Genomic DNA, 22,147 nt, shown 5'->3' on the forward strand with positions numbered 1-22,147 from the left:
GGGGAGATGACGATGGGACGGCTTCTGGTCACCGGCGGCATGGGACATGTCGGCTACGAGACGGTCAAGCAGGCGGCGGCCGCCGGGATTCCGGTGCTGGCGCACTATATGTCCACCTTCCGCGCGGACGACGCGCGGGCCGTGACGGGCGACGTGGTCTGGGTGCGGTGCGATCTGTCCGATCCCTATGAGGTCGGGATGCTGGCGGCGGCGCATCGGATCGACGGCTGCATTCATACCGCCGCCGTTCCCAACGACAAGATGTGCAAGCCCCAACCGCATCGCGCGGTGCAGAGCAATGTGAACGGCACGGCCCTGCTTTTGGAGACCGCGCGGCGCCAGGAGTGGCGGCGGTTCCTGCTGGTGTCCACGGGATCGGTCTTCCAGGACCTGCCGGACGCGACGACCCCGGTGCCGGAGGACCGGGTGCCGACGCCGCGCACCTTCTATGCCGGCACGAAGCGATCGGCCGAGATCCTGACCGAGATATATGCCGAGACCTACGGTCTCTCCGCTGCCTCGGTGCGGGTTTCCTGGATATTCGGCCCGCCGCTGGTGCCGAGGGAATTCGAGGGGCCGCGCGGCCCGATCCCCGAATTCCTGCGCCGCGCCATGCGGGGCGAGGCGATCGTCGAGCCGTCCGGCGGGGATTTCGCCGCCAGTTTCACCTTCGTGCCGGATTGCGCGGCCGGTCTCCTGGTTCTTTACGGGGCCGATCGCCTGGCGCATCGCGCCTATCATCTTGGATCCGGGCGCAATCAATCGACCTTCGACGTAGCGGAGGCCGTGCGCGCGGCGGTGCCCGGCGCCGCGATCGATGTCGGCGGCGGGACCGAGCCCTGGACCCAGTTCATCGTGCCGCGCGGGCCGCTTGCCTGCGAGCGGATGCGCGAGGAGTTCGGCTTCGTCCCCCGCCATTCGCTGCAGGAAGCCGTCGCCGCCTTCGCCGAATGGATGCGCGCCAATCCGCGGAGTTATCACGCGAACGGGGGGAGCTGATTCATGGGCGGTGGCGGTACGGACATCACGTGCGACCTTCTCGTCATTGGGGCGGGCGCGGCCGGGATGACGGCCGCCGCCGTCGCGGCGTGCGAGGGGCTCGATGTCGTGGTGGTCGAGAAGACCGGGTTCGTCGGCGGGAATACCAGCTTTTCCGGCGGCATGGTCTATATCCCCGACAACGCCAAGATGGCGGCGGCCGGCATGCCGGACGATCCGGCCGCCATGCTGCGCTATCTCGACCGGGTGATCCCGACGGCGGAGGGGCGTGACGCGCGCGTGCGTTTCGTCGAACGGGGGCGCGAGGCGGTGGATTATCTGGAACGCCATACCGCCGTGCGGTTGAAACCCGTCCCCTTCTATCCCGATTACTACCCCGAATACGAGGGCGCGCGGGACGGCATGCGGGTGCTGGAGCCGGTGGCCTTCGATGCCGCGACCCTCGGCCCCTGGTTCCGCAAGCTGCGTCCGCCGATCCCTGAATTCACCATCCTGGGCGGCATGATGGTCGCGCGGGAGGATCTGCCGCATTTCCGCAAGATGTGGCGCTCTCCGCGCGCCTTCCTGCGGGTCGCGGCCCTGGTCGCGCACTATGGCATGCAGCGGTTGCGCCATCATCGCGGCTCGCGGCTCGTGCTCGGCAATGCCTTGGCGGGACGGCTCCTGAAATCGCTCCTCGACCGCGATGTGCGTATCCTGACCGATTGCGTCACGACGGAAATTCTGAAGGAGGACGGCCGCGCCGTCGGCGTGCGGATCGAACGGGGCGGGGCGGCATCGACGATCCGCGCGGCCCGGGGCGTCGTCCTCTCCACCGGAGGTTTCTCCAACAATGTGGAGAAACGCCGCGCCTATCTGCCGGAGGCGACCAGTCCCGACAGCCCCTTCGCCCCGGGCAGCACCGGGGACGGCCTTGACCTCGGGGTCGCGGCGGGCGGGCGGATCGGCGACGACAATACGAACAATGCCTATTGGTCGCCGGCCTCGATCTATCGCCGGGCGGACGGGCGGAAGGTGGTCTATCCGCACACCGTGACCGATCGCGGCAAGCCCGGTTCCATCGTCGTCAACAAGGCCGGGCGGCGTTTCACCAACGAGGCGGTCTCCTACCACCGTTTCGGGGAGGCCCTGCTGCGCACCAACGCGGAAGGGGGGAACCTGCCCGCCCATATCCTGTGCGACAGCCGCTTCATCTGGAAATACGGGCTGGGCGCGATCATCCCCTTCACGCGGAACCTCGCGCCCTATCGGGCGGCCGGGTATCTCAAGACCGCCGACAGCATCGCGGAACTGGCCGCCGCGATCGGCGTGGAGGCGGCCGCGCTCGTCGAGACGGTCGATCACTTCAACGCGGATGCCCGCCGAGGCCGCGACAGCGCGTTCGGCCGGGGGGAGGATGTCTATTCCCGCTATCTGGGCGACGGCGATATCGGGCCGAATCCCTGCCTGGCCCCGATAGAACAAGGGCCGTTCCATGCGATCGAACTTACCTTGAGCGATCTCGGCACCGTCGCCGGCTTGCGCACGAACGAGGCGTGCGAGGTCTTGGACGCGGACGGCGCGGTCATCCCGGGCCTCTATGCCGTCGGCAACGACATGCAATCGATCATGCGAGGGCGCTATCCGGGGCCGGGAATCACGCTGGGGCCTGCATTGACCTTCGGTTATCTGGTGGGGCGCCATGTCGCCGCCGGGACGGGGGGCTGACACGGTGTCGGGGCGCGGGGGTGGGCGTGTCCTGATCACCGGCGGCGCCGGGTTGCTCGGCGCCCATGTGGTCACGGCGGTATCGCGCGCCGGCCGTGCGACGCGGACCCTCGACATGCGCGTCCCGGCGTCGGACCCACCGGACGGCGAGCATGTCACGGCGAGCATCCTCGACCTCGACGCGGTGACGGGGGCTTGCGCGGATATCGACGCGGTTCTTCATATCGCCGCCGCCGCCAATATCGGCGGCGGCACGCCCCGAGACATCGTGGAGCGCAACGCGCTCGGCAGTTGGACGGTGCTGGAGGCCGCGTGGCGGGCGGGTGTCAGGCGGGTTGTCCTGTGTTCCTCCGACAGCGTGCTCGGCAACACGGTCTGGCCGGACTATTTCCGGATGCCGGAGCGCCTGCCGGTGGATGAGGGGCACGAGGCGCGGCCGACCGATCCCTATGGTCTCTCCAAGCTGATGGCGGAGCAGGCGGGGCGCGCCTTCGCCGCGCGCGGACGGATGGAGGTCCTGGCGCTCCGCCCCGTCTTCATCCTCTTCCCCTCGATGATGGGGGAGGTCCGGGCGCGTGCCCTCGACCCCGATGGCTATCGCGGCCCCTCGGCCGGCGGGCATGCGCCGGCGGGCGGCGGCCTGTGCTGGCACCATATCGACCCGCGCGACGTGGCCGATGCCTTCGTCCGGGCCCTCGACGCGCCCTATGGCGGGTTCGAGGCTTTCTATCTGAGCGCGCCCTCGACCCTCCACCCGACGCCGACGCTGGATCGGGTGGCGGGGCGGTTCGGCGGCCTGCCCGACGCCGTGGACCGGGCGTGGTTCGCGGACAATCCCCATGCCCCGATGTTCGACACGCGCCGCGCCCGGGACCGGCTCGGCTGGCGCGCGCGGCACGATCATCGGACCGCGTTTTTCATGTCCAACCCGGGAGGATCGAGGGATGGTACGCTTTAACGAGAAACATCTGGTCGATGAAGCCGTAGCCTGGGAAGCGGTGGGCGACGGTGTCGCGCGCAAGATCCTGACCTTCAACGAGGCGGTGATGATGCTGCGCAACCGTTTCGAGGCGGGCGGCGTCGGCCCCCCGCACACCCATCCGCATGTTCAATGCAGCTATGTCGTAAGCGGTGTCTTCGACATCATGATCGACGGCGAGACGCGGCGCATGGGCCCGGGCGACAGTTTCCTCATCCCCTCCGGCCTGCCGCATGGCGCGATCTGCGTCGAGGCGGGGGAACTGATCGAGGTCTTTTCCCCCATGCGGGAGGATTTCTTCGCCTGATTCCGGGGGGCGGTTCTGGTCGATTTCGTCGCCGAAGGGGGCACGCACCGCGTCACGGGGCGGCCAGCACCCCGCCATCGACGGGCAGGTCGATGCCGGTGATGTAGCCGGATTCCGCCGACAGCAGGAACAGCGCGGCCGAGGCCACGTCGTCCGCGCGCCCGATACGGCCCAGCGGCACGGCGCCGGCGACCGCCGCCTGGGTGTCCGCGTCGCCGTCCCAGCGCGCCTGCATCGGGGTCATGATCGCCCCCGGCAGAATGCAGTTTGACCGGATGCCGTCCTTGGCGAGTTGGATCGCCAGCGATTTCGACAGGCGCACCACGGCGGCCTTCGATGCGCCATAGGCGTCCTGCGGGCGGTCGTCGCCGCGCATTGCGTCGACCGAGGCGATATGCACCATCGACCCGCCGCCCGCGCGCTTCATGGCGGGCGCGGCGTGGCGGGCGGTCAGCGCGAAGCTCTTCAGGTTGATCCGCAACACCTGGTCCCAGACATCCATGTCCATCTCCAGGCAGGATTTGTCCCGGTCGAACCACAGCACGCCCGTCGTGTTGACCAGATGGTCGAGCCGGCCGAAGGTCCCTTCCGCCTCCTCGACGACGGCGCGCACGACCGTCTCGTCGCTGGCGTCGCCCTGGCGGTGGAGGGCGCGGCCCGGCCCGGCGGCCAGATCGTCCGGCCGGGGTTTCAGATCCAGGATGGCGACATGCGCGCCCGCCGCGATCAGCGCGTTGGCGATGGCGAGGCCCATGCCGCCTCCGCCCCCGGCGATCAGGGCGGCATGGCCTTCGAAGGATACGGCATAGGGGCTGCTCATCGGTCGGTTTCCTCCTCGGGAAGGGTGTCCGCCCAGCGGCGGCTGAGGGCGATGGCCTCGGCGAAGCGCGCGCGCCAGGCGGCGCCGTCGGCGCGCGGCGCGATGCACTCGGCCGCGGTTCCATGGGCGATGGGGAGGCCCGCCGCCTCGGCGGCGAGTTGCGCCGCGCCCAGGCCGGTCAACTCCCCGCCGGCCGGGATCGTCACCTCCCGGCCGAGCGTGTCGGCCAGGAACTGGCGGAAATAGGGATTGGCGGCCAGACCGCCGTCGATCGAGACGGCGCCCGCGATCGGGCTCAGGGTTTCCATGGCGGCCACGACCTCCGCCGCGCGCAGCGCGACGCCTTCCAGCAGGGCCTGCATCATGTCGGCCGCCCCGCTGTCGAGGCCGAGGCCGAGCCACGTGCCCCGCGCGCCCCGCGACCAATGCGGACAGGCGAGGCCGGAGAGCGCGGGCACGAAGGCCAAGCCGCGATCGATCGCGGGGGCATGCTCGAACCCGTTGATCTGGTCGTAGGTTCGGAAGAGACCCAGGCCGCGCGCCCAATTCACCGCCGCGGCGGCCGAATAGACAGCGCCGTCGACGGCATAGTCGGCGGGCGCCGTTCCCTTCTTCCAGGCGATGGTGGGCAGAAGCCCCAGGTCCGGCGCGCGCAGCGGTTCCGTCCCCGTCACCATCAGGGCGAAGGCGCCGGTGCCGAAGGTGATCTTGGCATCGCCCCGCGCGCGGCAACCGTGCCCGTGCAGGGCCGCCTGCTGGTCGACGACCCCGGCCAGTACCGGCACGGCGCGGCCCGCGACCTCGACCGCGCCGAAATCGCCCGTCGTCGGCACGACGGGCGGCAGCGCCTCCATCGGCACGCCGAACAGGCGGCAGAGCGTGGGGTCCCACGCCCCGCGTTCGATATCGAGGAGCGAGGTGCGCGAGGCCGTGGTCACGTCCGTCGCCGCGCGCCCCGTCAACCGGTCCAGGAAGAAGGCGTCGGTGGTACCCAGGCGCAACCGCCCCCGTTCGAGCAATTCGCGCGCCTGCGGCAGGGTGCGCAGCAACCAGGCGAGCTTGCTGGCGGAGAAATAGCTGTCCAGCGGCAGGCCCGCGCGGGCCAGGACCTCGGCCTCCGCGCCCTCGGCCTTGAGGCGCGCGACATCGGCGTGCGTGCGGTCATCCTGCCAGACGATCACCTGGGAAAGCGCCTCCTTCGTCTCCGCGTCCCAGGCAAGGCAGCTTTCGCCCTGGTTGGCGATGGCGATGGCGGCGACGCCGGGGTCGGCGGGATTGGCGGCGGCGGCCTCCAGGCAGGCGCGGATGTTGCGGATCAGCTCCTCCGGGTCGTGCTCGACCCAACCGGGGCGGGGATAGGATTGCGCGTGCTCCACCGCATGGACCACATGGGCGCGTCCGTCCGCTTCCAGCCGCAGGGCGCGGGTGCTGGTCGTGCCCTGGTCGATGGCGACGATCGCGGCGGCGTCCGTCATGACGTTTCCCTTCCTTCCTCCAGGGCGAACGTGATCTCGGCCCCCGGTCCGGCGGCCAGAAGCGGCGCGATCGGCGCCAGGATGCGGCGTTCCGGCAGCGTGTCCAGCCGTCCCGTCCACAGGATGCGCGACCCCGCCCGCGCCGTCAGCAGCCCCCGCGCCGCGCGCGCCGCGCGCAACTGCACCGCGTCGAAGGCCGGTGCCGGCCCGTCCAGGGACAGGCGCGACGGTGTCACGAAGCGCAAGGCGTCGCCCGTTACGGAAAGCCGGATCGTGGGCGGTGGCGGAGGCCCGCCCCGCAGGTCGGCGGCCAGCGCGTCGGCGACCGTCAGGCCCTCCCGCCAGCTCCAGCCCGCTGTCTCGACCGGCCGCAGCAGGTTCCCGGCGGCATAGTAGGCGGGGTCGCTCATCCGTCCATATTGATCGATGACCGGCCCGCCGCCGCCCGCGTCGATCGCGAATCCGCCGAGCCGCGCGAGGCTCGCCTCCGGCGTGAAGGCGCCGCTGACGATGACCCCGTCGCAGTCGATCTCGCGTCGCGCACCGTCGGGCCCGGCAAGGGTCACGCCCTCCACCCGGTCGGTGCCGTGGATCGCCTCGACCGTCGTTTCCAGATGGACCGGAATGCCCATCAGCGCGGGCAAGGCGCGGGCGAAGGACCGGGCGGTGATCCGCGTCCCCGGTTCCACCATCGCGACGGGACGCGCGCCCGCATGCCGGCAGGTCATCAGGCTTGAGAAGGAAACCAATTCCGTTCCCAGGACGACCGGGCGCCGGAAGGGCACCAGCCCCTTCAGATAGATCATCGATTGCAGCGCGCCGGTGGAGACCACGCCCCGCATGCGCCCGCCGCCGATGAGGCGCGCGGCGCGGCTCGTCTCCCGCACGCCGGTGGCCAGCAGCACGCGCTCGGCGCGCAGGCGTGTCGCCCCCTCCGGCGTGGTGAGGTCCAGGGTTGGATGGGGACCGGGGCCGAGGCGTACCACGCTGGTCCGCGTGCGGATGTCGACGCCCGCCGCGCGCGCCCGCGCGGCCAGCCGCCGGGCATAGTCCGGGCCGCGCAGCAGGCGCTGCATCTCCCGCAGGCCGAAGGGGTAGTGACCGCAATGACGGGGGATCCCGCCGGCTTCCTCCTCCCGTTCCAGCAGGACGAGATCGCGGATGCCCTGTTCGGCCAACCGCGTCGCGGCGGCCAGTCCGGCGGGGCCGCCGCCGACGATCGCGACCGCGACATCCTCCACCGCGCCATCTTTCAGGGAGGCTTCAGTCATCGGCGCGGTCCGGCAAGGCCATCGGCGGGTCGAGGCGCCCGGCCGTCACGTCCGCCAGGGCGGCGCTGCAATAGAATCCTTGGCACCGGCCCATGGTGACGCGCGTGCGCCGTTTCAGCCCGCCCAGCCCGCGCGCGGCCAGCGGGCCGGTGAGGGCGGCCGCCACCTCCCGGCGCGTCACCAGTTCGCAATGGCAGAGGATACCGCCATTATCGGCCTCCGCCCAATCGCGGGGGGCATGCTCCGCCAGGCGCGGGGCGCGCGGCCAGTGCGGCTCCGAAAGGGGGACGGTCGACGCGGCGAAGGTCGCATGCAAATCCGCCGCGTGCCGGGCGAGGCCGAGGGCCGCGCTCAACCCCGTGGAGCGGATGCCGCCCAGCGTGATATAGCGCCGGTCGGCCTCCACGCGGACGCGGTAATCCTTTTCCTCGCTCGCCGGGCGCAGGCCGGCATAGGCGGCGGTCACCGGCTGATCGGCGAGCGCGGGCACGATGGTCGCCGCCTTGTCGATCAGCATGCGCAACGTCTCCCGGTCGGTGGCGGCGTCGGTGCGGCTTTCCTGTTCCTCCGCCGTCGGGCCGACCAGAACATTGCCATAGGCCGTGCGGCAGACCACCACGCCCTTTGTCGTCGCGCTGGGCGTCGGCAGGACGATCCCGGAGACGAGCGCCGTGGCTGCCTTGTCGAAGACCACGAACTGCCCCTTGCGCGGGCGGATCGTGAAGTGACTGTCCCCCAGGAGCATCGCGTCGATCCGGTCGCCGAAAAGGCCGGCGCAATTGATGACGGCGCGCGCCAGGACCGGCCCGGCGTCGGTCTCGATCCGCCAGAGGTCGCCGTCGAAGGCCCCGGCCGTGACGCCCGCCCCGCGCATCAGATGGGCCCCGTTGGTCAGCGCCTGCATCATATAGGCGGTCGGCGCGGCCCAGGGGTCGATTACATATTCGCGCGGGACCAGGATGGCGGCGCGCGCGCCGTCCGCCAGATGCGGTTCGCGTGCCTTGATCGCCGCCTTGTCCAGGAGCCGCGCGTCCGCCACGCCGTTGGCCCGCGCCTGATCGAGAAGGGCGGGCAGGCGCGCCTCCTCCGCCTCGGTCCAGGCGACGACGAGGGCGCCGGTTTCCAGCAGCGGCAGGCCCAGCCGGTCGCGGATTTCCATGTATTCGGCATAGCCGTCGGCGATGCAGCGCTGCTCCAGCGAGCCGACCGGCGCGTCGAAGCCGGTGTGCAGGATGCCGCTATTGCCCTTGCTGGCGCCGTCCAGGATATCGACCGCCTTCTCCAGCACGCAGACCCGCGCGCCGTCCAGCGTGAAGCGCCGCGCGACCGCGCAGCCGACGACGCCCGCGCCGATCACGGCGATGTCGACGGGCGCCTGCGGCGGGCGATCACGCTCGATCATGCGGGGGGTCTCCTTAATCGCGCCTTCCCGGGGCACCTTTCGGGGTGGGTAGCTCGGGGCGGGTGGCGATTTCCCCTTGTCCCGCTTCGCAAGGCGGGGTTAAGCTACGCGCCGATGACCGTTCGGTCAATATGGCGTGAAATATAATCAATTCGGAATATCTCCGAAAATCAGGCGTTAAGGAGAAATTTTGTTGGGTTCGGGCGTTTCGCTTGAGGTGTTATCGATGGGTGCGTGCGGACGCCCCGGCGGTGCCGGGTGAGCGTCGGGCGCGCCACCGTGACGCCGCGCGTCCGCCAGGCGCGGATCGCGGACCTCGTGCGCAAGCGCGGGCGCGTTACGGTGGAGGATCTGGCCGGATTGTTCGAGTCCTCGCACGAAACCATTCGGCGCGACCTCACCGCCCTGGCGGAGGCCGGCGCCATCCAGAAGGTGCATGGCGGCGCCAAGCTGCCGCGCCGGCGGGAGGAGGGGCCGTTCCAGGAGCGGCTCGGCCGCAACGCGGCGGCAAAGCGCGTGATCGCGGCCAAGGCCGCGCGCCTGATCGCGCCGGGGGAGACGATCTTCATCGATACCGGCTCCACGACGCTGCTCTGCGCGGAGGAGGCGGCGCGCATCGCCGACCTGACCGTGGTGACCAATTCGGCGCGGATCGCGGCCGTCTTCGCGGAGGGGGGCGGGGAGGCGCGGGTCTTCCTGGTCGGCGGGTCCTATGACGGCGACAATGCGGAAACGGTGGGGCCGATGGCGATCGCGCAGGTGCGCGCCTTCCACGCCGATCACGCGATCCTGGGGGCGGGTGCCCTCGACGCGCGGGCGGGCGCCATGGATGTCAGCGTGGACGAGGCGCAGATCGCGCGGGCGATGCTGGAGCATTCGGATCGCGTGATCATGCTGGCGGACGCGACGAAATTCGACCGTCGCGCGGCCTTCGCGGTCTGTCCGCTGGGGCGCATCGATCATCTGGTGTGCGACCGGCCGCCGGAAGGGGCGCTCGCGCAGGCTCTAGCGGATGCATCGGTAACCGTGCAATGATCGGAGGATTGATGCGCTGCAATATGCATCGAGGGAGGCGAAGCGCGGGGAGGGACCCGTCGCGTCTCGAGAAGGGGAACACGGATATGCCGGGGGACGAGGCGCGATGCCGCGGCCGATAGTTCTTTACGTCAGATATGTCGATTGGGTGTCCCACAAGTTCGGGCTACTGGCGATGTATCTGATCTTCATGATGATTGGCGTGCTGCTGCTGGACGCCTTCACCCGCAACATCGTCAACATTCCGCTGCATTGGTGCATCGAGATGGCGCAGTTCACGCTCGCCGCCTATTACACACTCGGCGGCGCGCATTCGCTTCAGCTTGGCGATCATGTCCGGATGGACCTGCTCTACGAGCGGTTGAGCGAGCGTGGCAAGGCCCGGATGGATGTGGCGACCAGCGGTTTCATGATCTTCTATCTGGTCTGCCTGCTGATCGGGGCGATTTCCTCCACGCTCTATTCGCTGGAATACAACCAGAAGCTCATGTCGGTGTGGAACCCGCCGGTGGCGCCGATCAAGATCGTCATGGTCTTCGGCATCGTGCTGATGCTGCTGCAGGTTCTATCCACCCTGTTCAAGGATATCGCGAGCGCCCGGGGCGAGACGATCCCCGGCGTGAAGATGCATGAGGAGCCGACCCTATGAGCCATGAGATGATCGCGATCCTGATGTTCGCGACCATGATGCTGATGCTGCTCACGGGTCAGCGCGTCTTCGCGGCCATCGGCGCGGTGGCGGCCGGCACGGCCCTGCTGCTTTATGGCGACGGCGCGATCGAGATGCCGTTCAGCCAGGCCTTCAAACTGTTCAACTGGTTCCCGCTGCTGACGCTGCCGCTGTTCGTCTATATGGGCTACATGCTCTCAGAATCGGGCATCGCGGACGATCTCTACCGCATGTTCCATGTCTGGTTCGGCACGGTGAAAGGCGGGTTGGCGATCGGCACGATCGGGCTGATGGTCATCATCTCCGCGATGAACGGGCTGTCGGTCGCGGGCATGGCGATCGGCGCCTCGATCGCGCTGCCGGAACTGCTGCGCCGGGGCTATGACAAGGTGATGGTGACCGGCGTCATCCAGGCGGGGTCGAGTTTGGGGATTCTCGTCCCCCCCAGCGTGGTGCTGGTGCTCTACGGCATGATCGCCCGCCAGCCGGTGGGCCAGCTCTGGCTCGCGGGCGCCATTCCGGGGCTGATGATGGCGACGCTCTTCGTCATCTACATCTATGTGCGCTGCCGGTTGCAGCCCAATCTGGGGCCGACCTTGTCGAAGGAGGAGCTGAACATCTCCTTCGCCGAGAAACTGAAGCTGCTGCGCGCCGGGATCATCCCCTTCCTGGTCTTCTTCCTGATGACCGGGCTCTTCGTCATGGGGATCACCAGCCTTGTGGAAAGCGCGGCGGTCGGCGCGCTGGCCGCGACGGCGGCGGCGGTGGTGAAGCGGCGCTTCACCTTCCCGGTGCTGCACCAGACGGTGAAGAAGACGCTGGGCGTCTCCTGCATGTTCCTGTGGATCATCCTGGCGGCCTTGGCCTTCGGGGCGGTGTTCGACGGCATCGGCGCGGTCGATGCGATCGAATCGCTCTTCATCACCCGGTGGGAACTGACCCCGTGGGAGGTGCTGATCATGATGCAGCTCTCCTACATCCTGATGGGCATGTTCCTGGACGATACCGCGATGCTGGTGATCGTGGCGCCGCTCTATGTGCCGCTGGTCATCGCGCTCGGCTTCGATCCGATCTGGTACGGCGTGCTCTACACCATCACCTGCCAGATCGCCTATATGACGCCGCCCTTCGGCTACAACCTCTTCCTGATGCGGGCGATGGCGCCGCCCGAGATCACCCTGATGGACATCTATCGCTCCATCATTCCCTTCGTCATCGTGATGACGATCGGGCTCTTGCTCGTGGTGATTTTCCCCGATCTTGCGCTGTGGTTGCCCAACACCGTCTATGGCCGGTAGGGCGATGGACGGGGCCGCGCGCGTCGGGGACGCGCGGCCGATAAGAGACACGTCTGAACAAGGAGACAGGTGCGATGAAGAAAACCAAGGACAGCAAGGTCGAGACGGCCGCCGACGACACTGTCGCGACCGATACGGCCGATACCGGCCGGCGCGGTTTCCTGCGTGGGGCGGGCCTCGTCGGCGTGGCGGCGGCGGCCTCGACGCTGGCGGCCCCGGCCGTTCACGCGCAGTCGGGCCCGATCAAATGGCGGCTGCAGACCTATTCGGGCGCCCCGCTCGGCGCGCATGTGATCAAGCCGCAGATCGAGGCCTTCAACAAGGCGGCGAACGGCGAGATGGAGATCGAGCTTTTCTACGCCGACCAGCTCGTCCCGACGTCGGAGCTGTTCCGCGCGCTTCAGAACGGCACGATCGATGCCGTGCAGTCGGACGACGCCACCATGGCCTCCCCGGCGGATGTCGCGGTGTTCGGCGGTTATTTCCCGTTCTCGACGCGCTACAGCCTCGACCTGCCGGTGCTGTTCGATCGCTATGGCCTGAACGAGATCTGGAAGGAAGCCTATGACGAGATCGACGGTGTCGAGTGGCTTTCCGCCGGCGCCTGGGACCCGCTGCATATCTTCACCAAGGACCCGATCCGCTCGCTCGCCGACATGAAGGGCAAGCGCGTCTTCGGCGTGCCGACGGCCGGGCGCTTCCTCGCGCGGTACGGCTTGATTCCGGTCACCGTGCCTTGGGACGACGTGGAGGTCGCGTTGCAGACCGGCCAGCTCGACGGCGTCGCCTGGTGCGGCTTCACCGAGGCCTACGAGGTCGGCTGGGCCGATGTCTGCAACTATGCGCTGCTCAACAACGTCACCGGCGCTTGGTGCGGTTCCTACTTCGCCAATACCGACAGCTGGGCGAAGGTGCCGGATCACCTGAAGGAGCTGTTCAAGATCACCATCGATCAGTCCCACTACTACCGCCAGGTTTGGTATTGGGGCGGCGAGGCCGATCTGCGTGTTAACGGCAAGAAGATGGAACTGACCACCATCCCGGCCGAGGAATGGGACACGGTCGTCAAGGACGCCGAGGGATTCTGGGAGGAGATCGCCTCCCAGAGCGATCGCGCGGGCCGCGTGGTCGAGACCTTCAAGGAATATAACCGCGTGATGGAGAATGTGGGCGTGCCCTACCGCTACTCCTGATCCGCCATGGCTGATGCCGGTCCCCTTCGGGGGATCGGCCATCGGATCTTCGGCGCGGCGCGGCCCCAGGCCCGCCGCGCCGATTTTTTCCGGGGTGGAGATACAGGAGCGGCGAGAGGCCGTTTCCGGGTCTTCCGGTCAGATCTGCGCGTCGCGGCCCATCGCCAGGAACTTCTCGCGCCGCTGGCGGCGCAGGGTCGCGACATCAAGCTCGCTCAGCGTGGCGAGTTCGCGCTCCACCGCCGCGCCGAGCGCGTCGATCATCTCCTTCGGCACCCGGTGCGCGCCGCCCATGGGTTCGCCCACCACCCGGTCGACGACGCCCAGCTTGGCGAGGTCGGCGGCGGTCAGGCGCAATGCCTCGGCGGCGGTTTGCGCGTTCTCCGCGCTGCGCCAGAGGATCGAGGCGCAGCCTTCCGGCGAGATCACCGAATAGACCGAATGTTCCAGCATCAGCACGCGGTCGGCCGCCGCCAGCGCGATCGCGCCGCCGGAGCCGCCCTCGCCGATCACGACGGAGACGATGGGAACCGTCAGGCCCAGGCACTTCTCGATCGAGCGCGCGATGGCTTCCGCCTGGCCGCGTTCCTCCGCGCCGACGCCGGGATAGGCGCCCGGCGTGTCGACCAGCGTGACGACGGGCAGTCGGAACCGGTCAGCCATGTCCATCAGGCGCATGGCCTTGCGATAGCCCTCGGGCCGGGCCATGCCGAAATTATGCTTCACGCGGCCTTGCGTGTCGCCGCCCTTCTCATGGCCGATCACCATGACGGAGCGGCCGTTGAAGCGGCCGATGCCGCCCTGGATCGCCTTGTCGTCGGCATAGGCCCGGTCGCCGGCGAGCGGCACGTAGTCCGTGACCAGCCCCGCGACATAGTCCGCGAAATGCGGCCGCTGGGGGTGGCGGGCCACCTGCACCTTCTGCCAGGGCGTCAGTTTCGAATAGGCCTGCCGCAACAGCTTGTCGGCCTTGGTCTGAAGCCGGGCGATCTCGTCGGCGATATTGACCTCGCCGTCGTCGCCGAGATGCCTCAGCTCCTCGATCTTGCCCTCAAGTTCGGCGATCGGTTGTTCGAAGTTCAGGAAGTTCCGCATCGGTGGCTCGGCTCAGCTATACTGGATGGCACCCTTCCGCAGAGGGGCCGAGGCGGTTGGTAGCACAGCCGGCGGAGCTTGCAAACGTCGGGGGTTACCGCCCGGGTGCCCGGCGGCGGCGTCCGGAGCAATAAATCATCCGCGCCCAGAGCCGCGTCCAGAGCCGCGCCCATTCGCGGCGCCAAGTGAAGGGGCGGCCGCATCGCGCGCATCGCTAGCCGGGAAGCCCGGATTTTTTCCGCATTTTCGCCATGCTCCTCGATACGCCCGCGCGGGGTGTCCGGATCGCCGGGCAAACCTTGCGCGGGCGCCCGCGCGGCCCTAAAACCGGCGCTGGAATCCGGTCGAACCCGCAGCGAAAAAGGGAAGTGAACCATGTCGGGCGATGTGAAGAAGGTCGTTCTCGCCTATTCCGGCGGTCTCGATACCTCGGTCATCCTGCGTTGGCTGCAGGATCACTACGGCGCGGAGGTGGTGACCTTCACCGCCGATCTGGGCCAGGGCGAGGAATTGGAACCCGCGCGCAAGAAGGCCGAGATGCTCGGCATCAAGGATATCTATGTCGAGGATCTGCGCGAGGAATTCGTGCGCGACTATGTCTTCCCGATGTTCCGCGCCAATGCGCTCTATGAGGGGACCTACCTCCTCGGCACGTCGGTCGCGCGGCCGCTGATCGCCAAGCGCCAGATCGAGATCGCCAAGGAAACGGGCGCCGATGCCGTCGCCCACGGCGCGACCGGCAAGGGCAACGACCAGGTACGCTTCGAACTCGGCTACTATGCGCTGAAGCCCGACATCAAGATCATCGCCCCCTGGCGCGAATGGGACCTGACCAGTCGCACGAAGCTGATCGAATATGCCGAGAAGCACCAGATCCCGGTGCCGAAGGACAAGCACGGCGAGCCGCCTTTCAGCCAGGACGCGAACCTTCTGCACATCTCCTCCGAGGGCAAGATGCTGGAGGACCCGTGGGAAGCGCCGGACATGGATCTCGTCCTCAGCCGCATGGTCAGCCCGGAGAAGGCGCCGGACAAGGCGGAGGAGATCACGATTGATTTCGAGAAGGGCGACCCGACCGCCATCAACGGCGAGAAACTGTCCCCGGCCGCGCTTCTGACCCGCCTCAACGAGCTTGGCGGCAAGCATGGGATCGGCTGCATCGACATCGTGGAGAACCGTTTTATCGGCATGAAGTCGCGCGGTGTCTACGAAACGCCCGGCGGCACGGTTCTGTTCCACGCCCGCCGCGCGATGGAATCGATCACGCTGGATCGTGGCGCCATGCATCTGAAGGATGAGTTGATGCCGCGCTATGCGGAACTGCTCTATAACGGCTTCTGGTTCAGCCCGGAGCGCGAGATGATGCAGGCCGCGATCGACAAGGGCTCCGAACTGGTCAGCGGGTCGGTGCGCCTCAAGCTCTACAAGGGCAATTGCATCATCACCGGCCGCAAGAGCCCGAACAGCCTCTATGACGCCGATATCGTGACCTTCGAGGAGGACACGGTCTATGACCAGCGCGATGCCGAGGGCTTCATCAAGCTGAACGCGCTGCGCCTGCGTCTGCGCGGGCGGCTGCAGGGACGCTGAGGAGTCTTCGGGTCAGCACTCCGGGTCGGGAAGGCGGCGGATGGCGCTTAGTTCCGCGTCGATCGTCGCCAGCCCGACATCGATCGACAGCCGCGCCGCGACGCCGTTGTCGTACATGTCGCTGACATAGGTGGAGAGCGGTTCGGAATCCGGCTGGTCCGGCGCATAGAAGGCGGTGACCGTCCGCAGCATCCGACCCCGCAGCAGGTCGCGGTCGCCCCGCACGCCCTCGGGCGCGGGTTCCGGCGTGCCGGCGGCCAGATCGACGGTCAGGAGCGCGCCGTCCTCCCCGCCGTCGAACAGCATCTGGGAGACCATCTTCTCCCCACCGAAGAGCCGGCGCATCGCGTTCAACGACCCGCTGACCGGGAAGGCGGTGTCGGGCGGCAGGCTCAGGGTGGTGCCGGCCGGGCGTTCGAACCGCGCCTCGCCGCCCTCGGGGCCGCGCCGCGCCTCGCCCGCCGTCGCGCTCAGCGGCGTGCCGTCCACGCTCTGCGACTGACGGAAGATCAGGCGGCCACCCGCCTCCGTCAGTATTTCCTCGTATCGGCTGCGGCTTTCGATCAGGGTAGCGCCGCCTTCCTGGGTTTCGATCTGGACTTGCAGGTCGCTATCCAGCGACCATCCGTCACAGCTTCGCGCGACGCGCACCAGGAAGATGCCGCCTGCCGAGCCTTTATTGGCGGATCGCAGTTCCAGCAGCGAGACATCATAGCGTGCCTCGTGCGGCACCATGCGCACGGTATTCGCCGCCTCCTGCGCCATGCCGGGGGAGGTCGCGATCATGGAAAGAAGCAGGGCGAACGGCGCGAGCGCGGTGATACGGGCCGGCCCGGGCCGCATGCGGCCGGGGCGCGGTCCATTGGGGATCGCGATGGACATGGTGCCCAGCATAGCGTACCCGGAGGCGGTTGTCGGCCCGGATCGAAATGCCACGGCTTTGAAGACCGGTACTTTTGGACATTGATTCCGGATCGTTTTCTTGATCGAATCCCCAGTCATGAAGGGCGCATGGTCCGTGGACCCCGAACGCCCCTCGACGATACGCCTGGGGATGGGCGATAGGTGATGAGCGAGAGTCGTCAGGATATTCACAATTCGGATGTGCCGACGTTGTGCCGTGCGTGCGAGGCGCGCCACAACGGCATCTGTGGTGCCTTGCGCACGGATGAGCTTCTGCGTCTCAGCCGGCATACCACGAGCCGCCGCGTGCCCGCCGGAACCGAACTCGTCGGCGAGGCGGAGAATATCGAGACCTACGCCAATGTATTGAGCGGGGTTGTGAAGCTTTCCAAGGTGATGGCCGACGGGCGCCAGCAGATCGTCGGCCTTCAATTCGCGCCGGATTTCGTCGGCCGTCCCTTCCAGGAGTCCAGCAAGGTCTGCGCGGAAGCCGCGTCGGACGTTACCTTGTGCATCTTTCCCAAACGCTCGCTCGACGCGATGATGGTGGAGGCGCCGGGGCTGGAACATCGCCTGTTGCGTCAGTCGCTCAACGAGTTGGACGACGCGCGGGAATGGATGCTGACCCTGGGCCGCAAGACGGCGGAGGAGAAGGTGGCGAGCTTCCTTCATCTGATCGCGACCCATATCGACCCGGAGAAACAAGTCGCGCGCACCAATCGCGCGGCTTTCGATCTGCCGATGACCCGTGCGGACATCGCCGATTTCCTCGGCCTCACCATCGAGACGGTGAGCCGGCAGATTACCAAGTTGCGCAAGGCGGGCGTGATCGAGATCGAGGGAACCCGGCACGTCACGGTGCCCGACATCGCCGAGTTGGAGGCGATCGCGAACGGCTAGAGCATGATGATATGATATGCTCCCATCCGGGACGCCGCCTTCGGTCGTTTTTTCCGGGCCCCCGGACCGCGCCGAGGCCGCTTGACGATGCCCCACATCGCCCACGCGGCCTCTACTTGCCGGAAACCCGGAAAAGCGATCTCGGGCAGGTTCATATCATCATGCTCCAGGCCGGGGATCACGCGTCGAGGAACGTCGATTCGAAGGGGAAGCGCGTCAGGTTGTCGAACCCCTGTTCGGTGATCACGCCCTGGTCCTCCAGCTTGATGCCGCAGGGGCCGCCAAGCTCGCCCAGATAGACCTCGACGCACAGGCACATGCCGGGCTCCAGCACGCCGTCATAGCCGCAGGCGTCGTAATCCTCCGGATAGCGCAGCGAGGGGTATTCGTCGCACAGCCCGACACCGTGGAACATCACGCCATAGCGCTGGGCGCGGAATTTTTCCGGCAGCCGCTGGCCCTTCTCCATCAACTCGCGGAAGCTCCGCCCGGGGGCGAGAAGCGCCATGTTCTCCCGGATATGGTCGTGGGCCGCCTTGTAGATATCCTTCTCGTAGGCGGTGGGCGGCGTCTCCCCGATCTTCCAGGTGCGCGACAGGTCGGCGCAATACCCATAGGGGCCGATCAAGTCCGTGTCGAAGGCCAGGATATCGCCGTCGCGCATGATGCGCGGCCCGCACTCCTGGAACCAGGGGTTGGTGCGCGGGCCGGAGGCGAGGATGCGCGTCTCGATCCATTCCCCGCCCCGGATGTGGTTGCCATGTTGCAGGATCGCCCAGGCCTCGACCTCCGTCATGCCGGGACGGACGGCCACGCGCATTTCCGCCATCGCCGCCTCGCACGACGCGATGGCGCAGCGCATGGCGTTCAGTTCGTTGTCGTCCTTGATACGCCGCGCATGTTCCGTCAGTTCCTGGCCCGGATGAACGGAAATGCCCCGCGCCTCCAGGGCGCGCAGACCCGCGATCTCGATCTTGTCGACGGCGAGGCGCCGGTTGGACCCCACGCGGTTGCGCAGGATACCGTCAACCTCGCCGGCGAAGCGCGCCGCATGCTCCTCCGTGCGGCTGCCGCTTTCGAAATAGAAGAAGCTCGCCCCGTGGCGCAGATCCGTCACCAGCGGCAGATGGGCGGAGAGGTGATCCCCCCCATGGAAGTCCCAAAGCGTCACCGCCCCGTCCGCCGTGACCAAGGCCGCCCGGCAGGGATTGTGCGCGATCCAGAGCTGCATGTTGGTGGTGTCGGTGGCGTAGCGGATGTTGAGCGGATCGAACATCAACAGCCCCCCGATGTCGCGGCGCTGCAATTCCCCCAGCAGGCGCGAGAGGCGATAGGCCCGCAGCCTCGGCATGTCCGGTGGGGTAAGGTCGAGGGCGGCCCATTCCTCGAAGGCCAGGTCGGTCGGCCCGATTTCCACCCGGTCGCCGTCGTTCGGCGTGCCGTCGGGCAGCAGATCGCCATTGGCGATGCGTCTTCGATAGGGATCGATCTTGCGGGCGCTTCCCACGACGAACGGATCGACCAGCATGCCCCCTGTTCCTCCTGCTTCGCGGCGCTCGCGCGCGGGTTAACTGCCACGCGGCGCTCGCGCGGGTTAACTGAAGGATCGTTTCGGGCCGGTCGCTCCCCGGAAAGCGACCTGGATGCGTCGGATTTGGCCGTGCCGGCATGGTCCCGCCTTCGCCTGATTCACGGGGCCGGGGGGTGGGGGATGACGGCCCGCCGGGGCTTTGTCTAGCGTGCCTCGATCCGCCTTATGAAGTCGCGCAGGATGGTGCGCCAGAGTTCGTCCTTCAGCACCTTGTCCTCCACGCCCGCGTCGAGATTGGGGTTGTCGTTGACCTCCACCACCATGGGGCCGCGCGGGGTCTGCTTCACGTCCACGCCGTAAAGTCCGGTGCCGATCGGCCGGGCGGCGGCGAGCGCGGCGTCGACGATGTTGGGCGGCGCCTCCTCGACGGATACGGTTTCGAACGTGCCTTCGTCATGCGCGCCGTCGGCCTCGTGCTTGACGATCTGCCAATGGCCCTTCGCCATGTAGTATTTCGAGGCATAGAGCGGCACGCCGTTCAGGATGCCGATGCGCCAGTCATACTCCGTCTCGACATATTCCTGGGCCAGGATCACGTCGGATTCCTTCAGCATCGCCGTCGCGATCTCGCGCATCTCCTCCAGGGTCCGGGCCTTCTTCACCCCGCGCGAGAAGCTGGAATCCGGGATCTTCAGGATGACCGGGAAGCCCAGCGCCTCGGCCGCCGCCGCGATGCCGCCGCGGTCGATCACCCGGGTCGCGGGGGCCGGCACGTTGTGCGCGCGGAAAAGCTCCGCCAGATAGACCTTGTTGCAGCAGCGCAGGATGGAGGTGGCGTCGTCGATGCAGGGCATGCCCTCCGCCACGGCGCGCTTGGCGAAGCGATAGGTATGGTGATCGAGATTGGTGGTCTCGCGGATGAACAGCGCGTCATATTCGGCGAGCCTCGGCAGGTCCTTGTGCGTGATCAACTCGACCCGCATGCCGAGGGTTGGCCCCAGCTTCATCAGCTTCTTGAGCGCGCGGTCGTTGGAGGGGGGCATCTCCTCCTTCGGATCGTGCAGGATGGCGAGCGCGTAGCGCGCCGGCTGGCTCGCCGCCCGCGTCGGGCGCGCGCGCCGGGAATAGTCGGCCAGCGCGCGCTCGAAGAGCGCGGATTCCTCCGCCCCGAGTTTTTTCAGCTTGGGCACGTCCACATCGAGGATCTTGCCGTCGCCGTCCGTCGAATAGCGGATGGAGAGGATCGGGCACCGGAAGGCGTCGAAGGCGGCACGGGCAAGCTCGGCCAGCGCCGGTTCCGCGCAGGCGCCGAAACAGACCAGCAGCGGTTCCGCCGGCAGCACGCCCTTCGTCTTCCTCAGCGCGCGGGCCAGCGCCGCGTCCAGGTCGCCCAGGGCGCGGGCATAGATGCGCTTCCAGCCGACCCACAGCATCGCCTCGGCGGAGGGCAACATGCGTTCCCCCCGCGCCTCCGCCATCAGCGAGCAGTAATAGGCGAGGCCGAGATAGCGTGTGTCCGCGCACAGATTGATCAACCGCGCGCGCTTCGGCACCGGTTTGGCCCGCGCGATATAGTCGCGCGCCGACATCAGCTTGTAGGCGCCCGCGTCGATCGGCACGCGTTTCGGATCGTCGACGATCAGGATCATCTCGCTCATCGGATAGGGGCCTCAACTCGTCTTCGGGTGGATTAGCAGGGCCGCGCGCTGCTTGGCGCGGCCATAGCGGCTCATGCGCTCGAAATCCGCGCGGGGGATGGGAACCAGCATGCGGTCGATCTGGGTCTGGTGTTCCTCCTCGTCCACGAAGGGGTCGTGGACATGGACGAAACGCTCGTCGATCTCCACCGGCACGACCCAGTGCGGCGTGCGCTCCCGGTCGAGGGCATAGGTGCTGATCAGCACGATCGGTGCGGCGCCCGCCTTCAACGCGGCCTCCAGCCCGTCGAGGCTGAGCCGTTCCGTCGCGATCGGAATGCCCGCCTCGGCGCATTGCGCCAGGTAATCCTCCTGGACCAGGCGCACGACTTCCTTTTTCGCCGGGGTGCGCACGCTGTCGATGAACATGATGTCGGGGTCGACGACATGCAGCGTCACGGGAAAGCCCCGGCGCCGCGCCGCCAGCGCCAGACCGTAGGGGCTGGTCCCGCCGATTCCCCGGGTCATGAAGATCGTCGTGCTCTCGCGCCAGATGCGCAGTTCCTCCATGCGGTCGACCGGCGCGGTTTCGTCGAGCGCGCGCATCGCCATCATCAGGCAGGCCGGTCCGCAGGTGAAGTTGAGCGACTGCGCCAGATAGGGGAAGCGCGCCGGATCGATCACCGGGCGCGGGGCCAGATGCTTTTGCATGCGCACGGCATCGGTCGCGTCGTCGTAATAGGCCGCGTAGGCGCCGAAGGGCTCGTAGCCCGCGCGTTCGTAGAAACGCAGGGCGCGCGCGTTGTCGGCCCGAACCTCCAGGCGCAGATGGATGATGCCCTCCGCCCGGCAGTCCGCCTCCGCCGCGTCGAGCAACGCCTCAGCCACGCCCCACCCACGCCAATCCGGCAGCAGCGCGAAGGAATAGAGCCGCGCCAGCGAGGTGCCCCGGTGGAACAGCACCATGGCATAGCCGACCGGCCGGTCGTCCGCGTCGCAGGCGACGAAGGTCGCCTGATGGCCACGCTTCAGCAGATGGCGGAAGCTGCGCCGGCTCAACCGGTCGCCGGGGAAGGCCGCCTCCTCCACCGCCAACAGCGCGTCGATATCGGCGAGTGTCGCGGGGCGGATCGCCGGGGTGGCTCCGGTCGTCTTTCGGGGGGTGGCGCGCATTATCGGAAATCCACTCGGCGGTTCCATTCGGGGAAGGATCGGCCGGGCGTCTTATCCGCGGGGAATGGTCCGGGGTGGGGCGTGCGGTCGTCTAATGCGCGGGCATATGCGCCCGATCGCGTGGGAAGTAAAGCGCTATGGTGGCGGGGCGGAACGATGGCG

General features: G+C 68.0%; 19 protein-coding genes and 1 pseudogene. 10 read left to right on the forward strand and 10 right to left on the reverse strand.

All coding sequences use genetic code 11. From position 1 onward, the window contains the following. The first annotated feature begins 12 nt into the window (after positions 1-12). Genes KAJ83_RS16400 through KAJ83_RS16415 form a run of 4 tightly spaced genes read left to right on the forward strand, consistent with a single transcriptional unit; the run spans position 13 to position 3,992 of the window. A complete protein-coding gene (locus tag KAJ83_RS16400) occupies positions 13-999 on the forward strand; it encodes an NAD-dependent epimerase/dehydratase family protein (protein WP_210683192.1) in 987 nt (328 codons plus the stop codon). 3 nt (positions 1,000-1,002) lie between these two features. After that, on the forward strand, positions 1,003-2,706 hold the full coding sequence (locus KAJ83_RS16405) for an FAD-dependent oxidoreductase (RefSeq protein WP_210683193.1): 1,704 nt from the start codon (positions 1,003-1,005) through the stop codon (positions 2,704-2,706). A gap of 4 nt (positions 2,707-2,710) precedes the next feature. Beyond that, positions 2,711-3,664 (forward strand): NAD-dependent epimerase/dehydratase family protein, encoded by a 954-nt coding sequence (locus tag KAJ83_RS16410; RefSeq protein ID WP_210683194.1) that lies wholly within the window; start codon positions 2,711-2,713, stop codon positions 3,662-3,664. Continuing rightward, positions 3,651-3,992, forward strand: a complete 342-nt coding sequence (locus KAJ83_RS16415; protein ID WP_210683195.1) for a cupin domain-containing protein — start codon at positions 3,651-3,653, stop codon at positions 3,990-3,992. The genes KAJ83_RS16410 and KAJ83_RS16415 overlap by 14 nt, the downstream gene beginning before the upstream one ends. A 52-nt stretch (positions 3,993-4,044) precedes the next feature. Here KAJ83_RS16415 and KAJ83_RS16420 read toward each other — a convergent pair whose 3' ends face one another. Genes KAJ83_RS16420 through KAJ83_RS16435 form a run of 4 tightly spaced genes read right to left on the reverse strand, consistent with a single transcriptional unit; the run spans position 4,045 to position 8,960 of the window. Continuing rightward, positions 4,045-4,812, reverse strand: coding sequence for an SDR family NAD(P)-dependent oxidoreductase (locus tag KAJ83_RS16420; protein WP_210683196.1), 768 nt, complete (start codon positions 4,810-4,812; stop codon positions 4,045-4,047). Beyond that, complete coding sequence (locus KAJ83_RS16425; protein ID WP_210683197.1) at positions 4,809-6,287, reverse strand: FGGY family carbohydrate kinase; 1,479 nt, start codon at positions 6,285-6,287, stop codon at positions 4,809-4,811. The genes KAJ83_RS16420 and KAJ83_RS16425 overlap by 4 nt, the downstream gene beginning before the upstream one ends. Next, the gene (locus KAJ83_RS16430) at positions 6,284-7,558 is read right to left on the reverse strand and encodes an NAD(P)/FAD-dependent oxidoreductase (RefSeq protein WP_210683198.1); all 1,275 of its coding nucleotides are present in this window, start codon (positions 7,556-7,558) and stop codon (positions 6,284-6,286) included. The genes KAJ83_RS16425 and KAJ83_RS16430 overlap by 4 nt, the downstream gene beginning before the upstream one ends. Beyond that, positions 7,551-8,960, reverse strand: coding sequence for an NAD(P)/FAD-dependent oxidoreductase (locus KAJ83_RS16435; protein ID WP_210683199.1), 1,410 nt, complete (start codon positions 8,958-8,960; stop codon positions 7,551-7,553). The genes KAJ83_RS16430 and KAJ83_RS16435 overlap by 8 nt, the downstream gene beginning before the upstream one ends. A gap of 234 nt (positions 8,961-9,194) precedes the next feature. Between KAJ83_RS16435 and KAJ83_RS16440 the strand changes: the two genes are divergently transcribed. From KAJ83_RS16440 to dctP, 4 genes are all read left to right on the forward strand, one after another. Then, positions 9,195-9,995, forward strand: a complete 801-nt coding sequence (locus KAJ83_RS16440) for a DeoR/GlpR family DNA-binding transcription regulator (RefSeq protein ID WP_343222037.1) — start codon at positions 9,195-9,197, stop codon at positions 9,993-9,995. Positions 9,996-10,101: 106 nt separating this feature from the next. Continuing rightward, positions 10,102-10,644 (forward strand): TRAP transporter small permease subunit, encoded by a 543-nt coding sequence (locus KAJ83_RS16445; RefSeq protein ID WP_210683200.1) that lies wholly within the window; start codon positions 10,102-10,104, stop codon positions 10,642-10,644. After that, on the forward strand, positions 10,641-11,963 hold the full coding sequence (locus KAJ83_RS16450; RefSeq protein ID WP_210683201.1) for a TRAP transporter large permease: 1,323 nt from the start codon (positions 10,641-10,643) through the stop codon (positions 11,961-11,963). The genes KAJ83_RS16445 and KAJ83_RS16450 overlap by 4 nt, the downstream gene beginning before the upstream one ends. A gap of 74 nt (positions 11,964-12,037) precedes the next feature. After that, the gene (gene dctP / locus KAJ83_RS16455) at positions 12,038-13,156 is read left to right on the forward strand and encodes a TRAP transporter substrate-binding protein DctP (RefSeq protein ID WP_210683202.1); all 1,119 of its coding nucleotides are present in this window, start codon (positions 12,038-12,040) and stop codon (positions 13,154-13,156) included. Between the two features lie 138 nt (positions 13,157-13,294). On the opposite strand, the gene KAJ83_RS16460 is transcribed toward dctP, so the two are convergent. Both KAJ83_RS16460 and KAJ83_RS19425 read right to left on the reverse strand, forming a co-directional pair. Beyond that, positions 13,295-14,251 carry an acetyl-CoA carboxylase carboxyltransferase subunit alpha gene (locus tag KAJ83_RS16460; protein ID WP_210683203.1) on the reverse strand — a complete coding sequence of 319 codons (957 nt, stop codon included), beginning with the start codon at positions 14,249-14,251 and terminating at the stop codon, positions 13,295-13,297. 94 nt (positions 14,252-14,345) lie between these two features. Beyond that, positions 14,346-14,450 (reverse strand): annotated as a pseudogene (locus tag KAJ83_RS19425) (DUF2256 domain-containing protein); the annotation flags it as partial. 176 nt (positions 14,451-14,626) lie between these two features. Here KAJ83_RS19425 and KAJ83_RS16470 point away from each other — a divergent pair. Beyond that, complete coding sequence (locus KAJ83_RS16470) at positions 14,627-15,841, forward strand: argininosuccinate synthase (protein WP_210683204.1); 1,215 nt, start codon at positions 14,627-14,629, stop codon at positions 15,839-15,841. 12 nt (positions 15,842-15,853) lie between these two features. On the opposite strand, the gene KAJ83_RS16475 is transcribed toward KAJ83_RS16470, so the two are convergent. After that, positions 15,854-16,684 carry an EipB family protein gene (locus tag KAJ83_RS16475; RefSeq protein WP_210683205.1) on the reverse strand — a complete coding sequence of 277 codons (831 nt, stop codon included), beginning with the start codon at positions 16,682-16,684 and terminating at the stop codon, positions 15,854-15,856. Positions 16,685-16,909: 225 nt separating this feature from the next. On the opposite strand from KAJ83_RS16475, the gene KAJ83_RS16480 reads away from it, so the two are divergent. Beyond that, positions 16,910-17,644 carry a Crp/Fnr family transcriptional regulator gene (locus KAJ83_RS16480; protein ID WP_210683206.1) on the forward strand — a complete coding sequence of 245 codons (735 nt, stop codon included), beginning with the start codon at positions 16,910-16,912 and terminating at the stop codon, positions 17,642-17,644. A gap of 178 nt (positions 17,645-17,822) precedes the next feature. Here the strand turns inward: KAJ83_RS16480 and KAJ83_RS16485 are convergent, their stop codons facing one another. From KAJ83_RS16485 to KAJ83_RS16495, 3 genes are all read right to left on the reverse strand, one after another. Then, complete coding sequence (locus KAJ83_RS16485) at positions 17,823-19,172, reverse strand: M24 family metallopeptidase (RefSeq protein WP_210683207.1); 1,350 nt, start codon at positions 19,170-19,172, stop codon at positions 17,823-17,825. A 206-nt stretch (positions 19,173-19,378) separates the two neighbouring features. Continuing rightward, a complete protein-coding gene (locus tag KAJ83_RS16490; protein WP_210683208.1) occupies positions 19,379-20,833 on the reverse strand; it encodes a RimK family protein in 1,455 nt (484 codons plus the stop codon). Positions 20,834-20,845: 12 nt separating this feature from the next. Then, positions 20,846-21,985 carry a GNAT family N-acetyltransferase/peptidase C39 family protein gene (locus KAJ83_RS16495; protein WP_210683209.1) on the reverse strand — a complete coding sequence of 380 codons (1,140 nt, stop codon included), beginning with the start codon at positions 21,983-21,985 and terminating at the stop codon, positions 20,846-20,848. Between the last annotated feature and the right edge of the window lie 162 nt (positions 21,986-22,147).

This window comes from Marivibrio halodurans (assembly GCF_017963645.1).
GTDB lineage: Bacteria > Pseudomonadota > Alphaproteobacteria > UBA8366 > Aestuariispiraceae > Marivibrio > Marivibrio halodurans.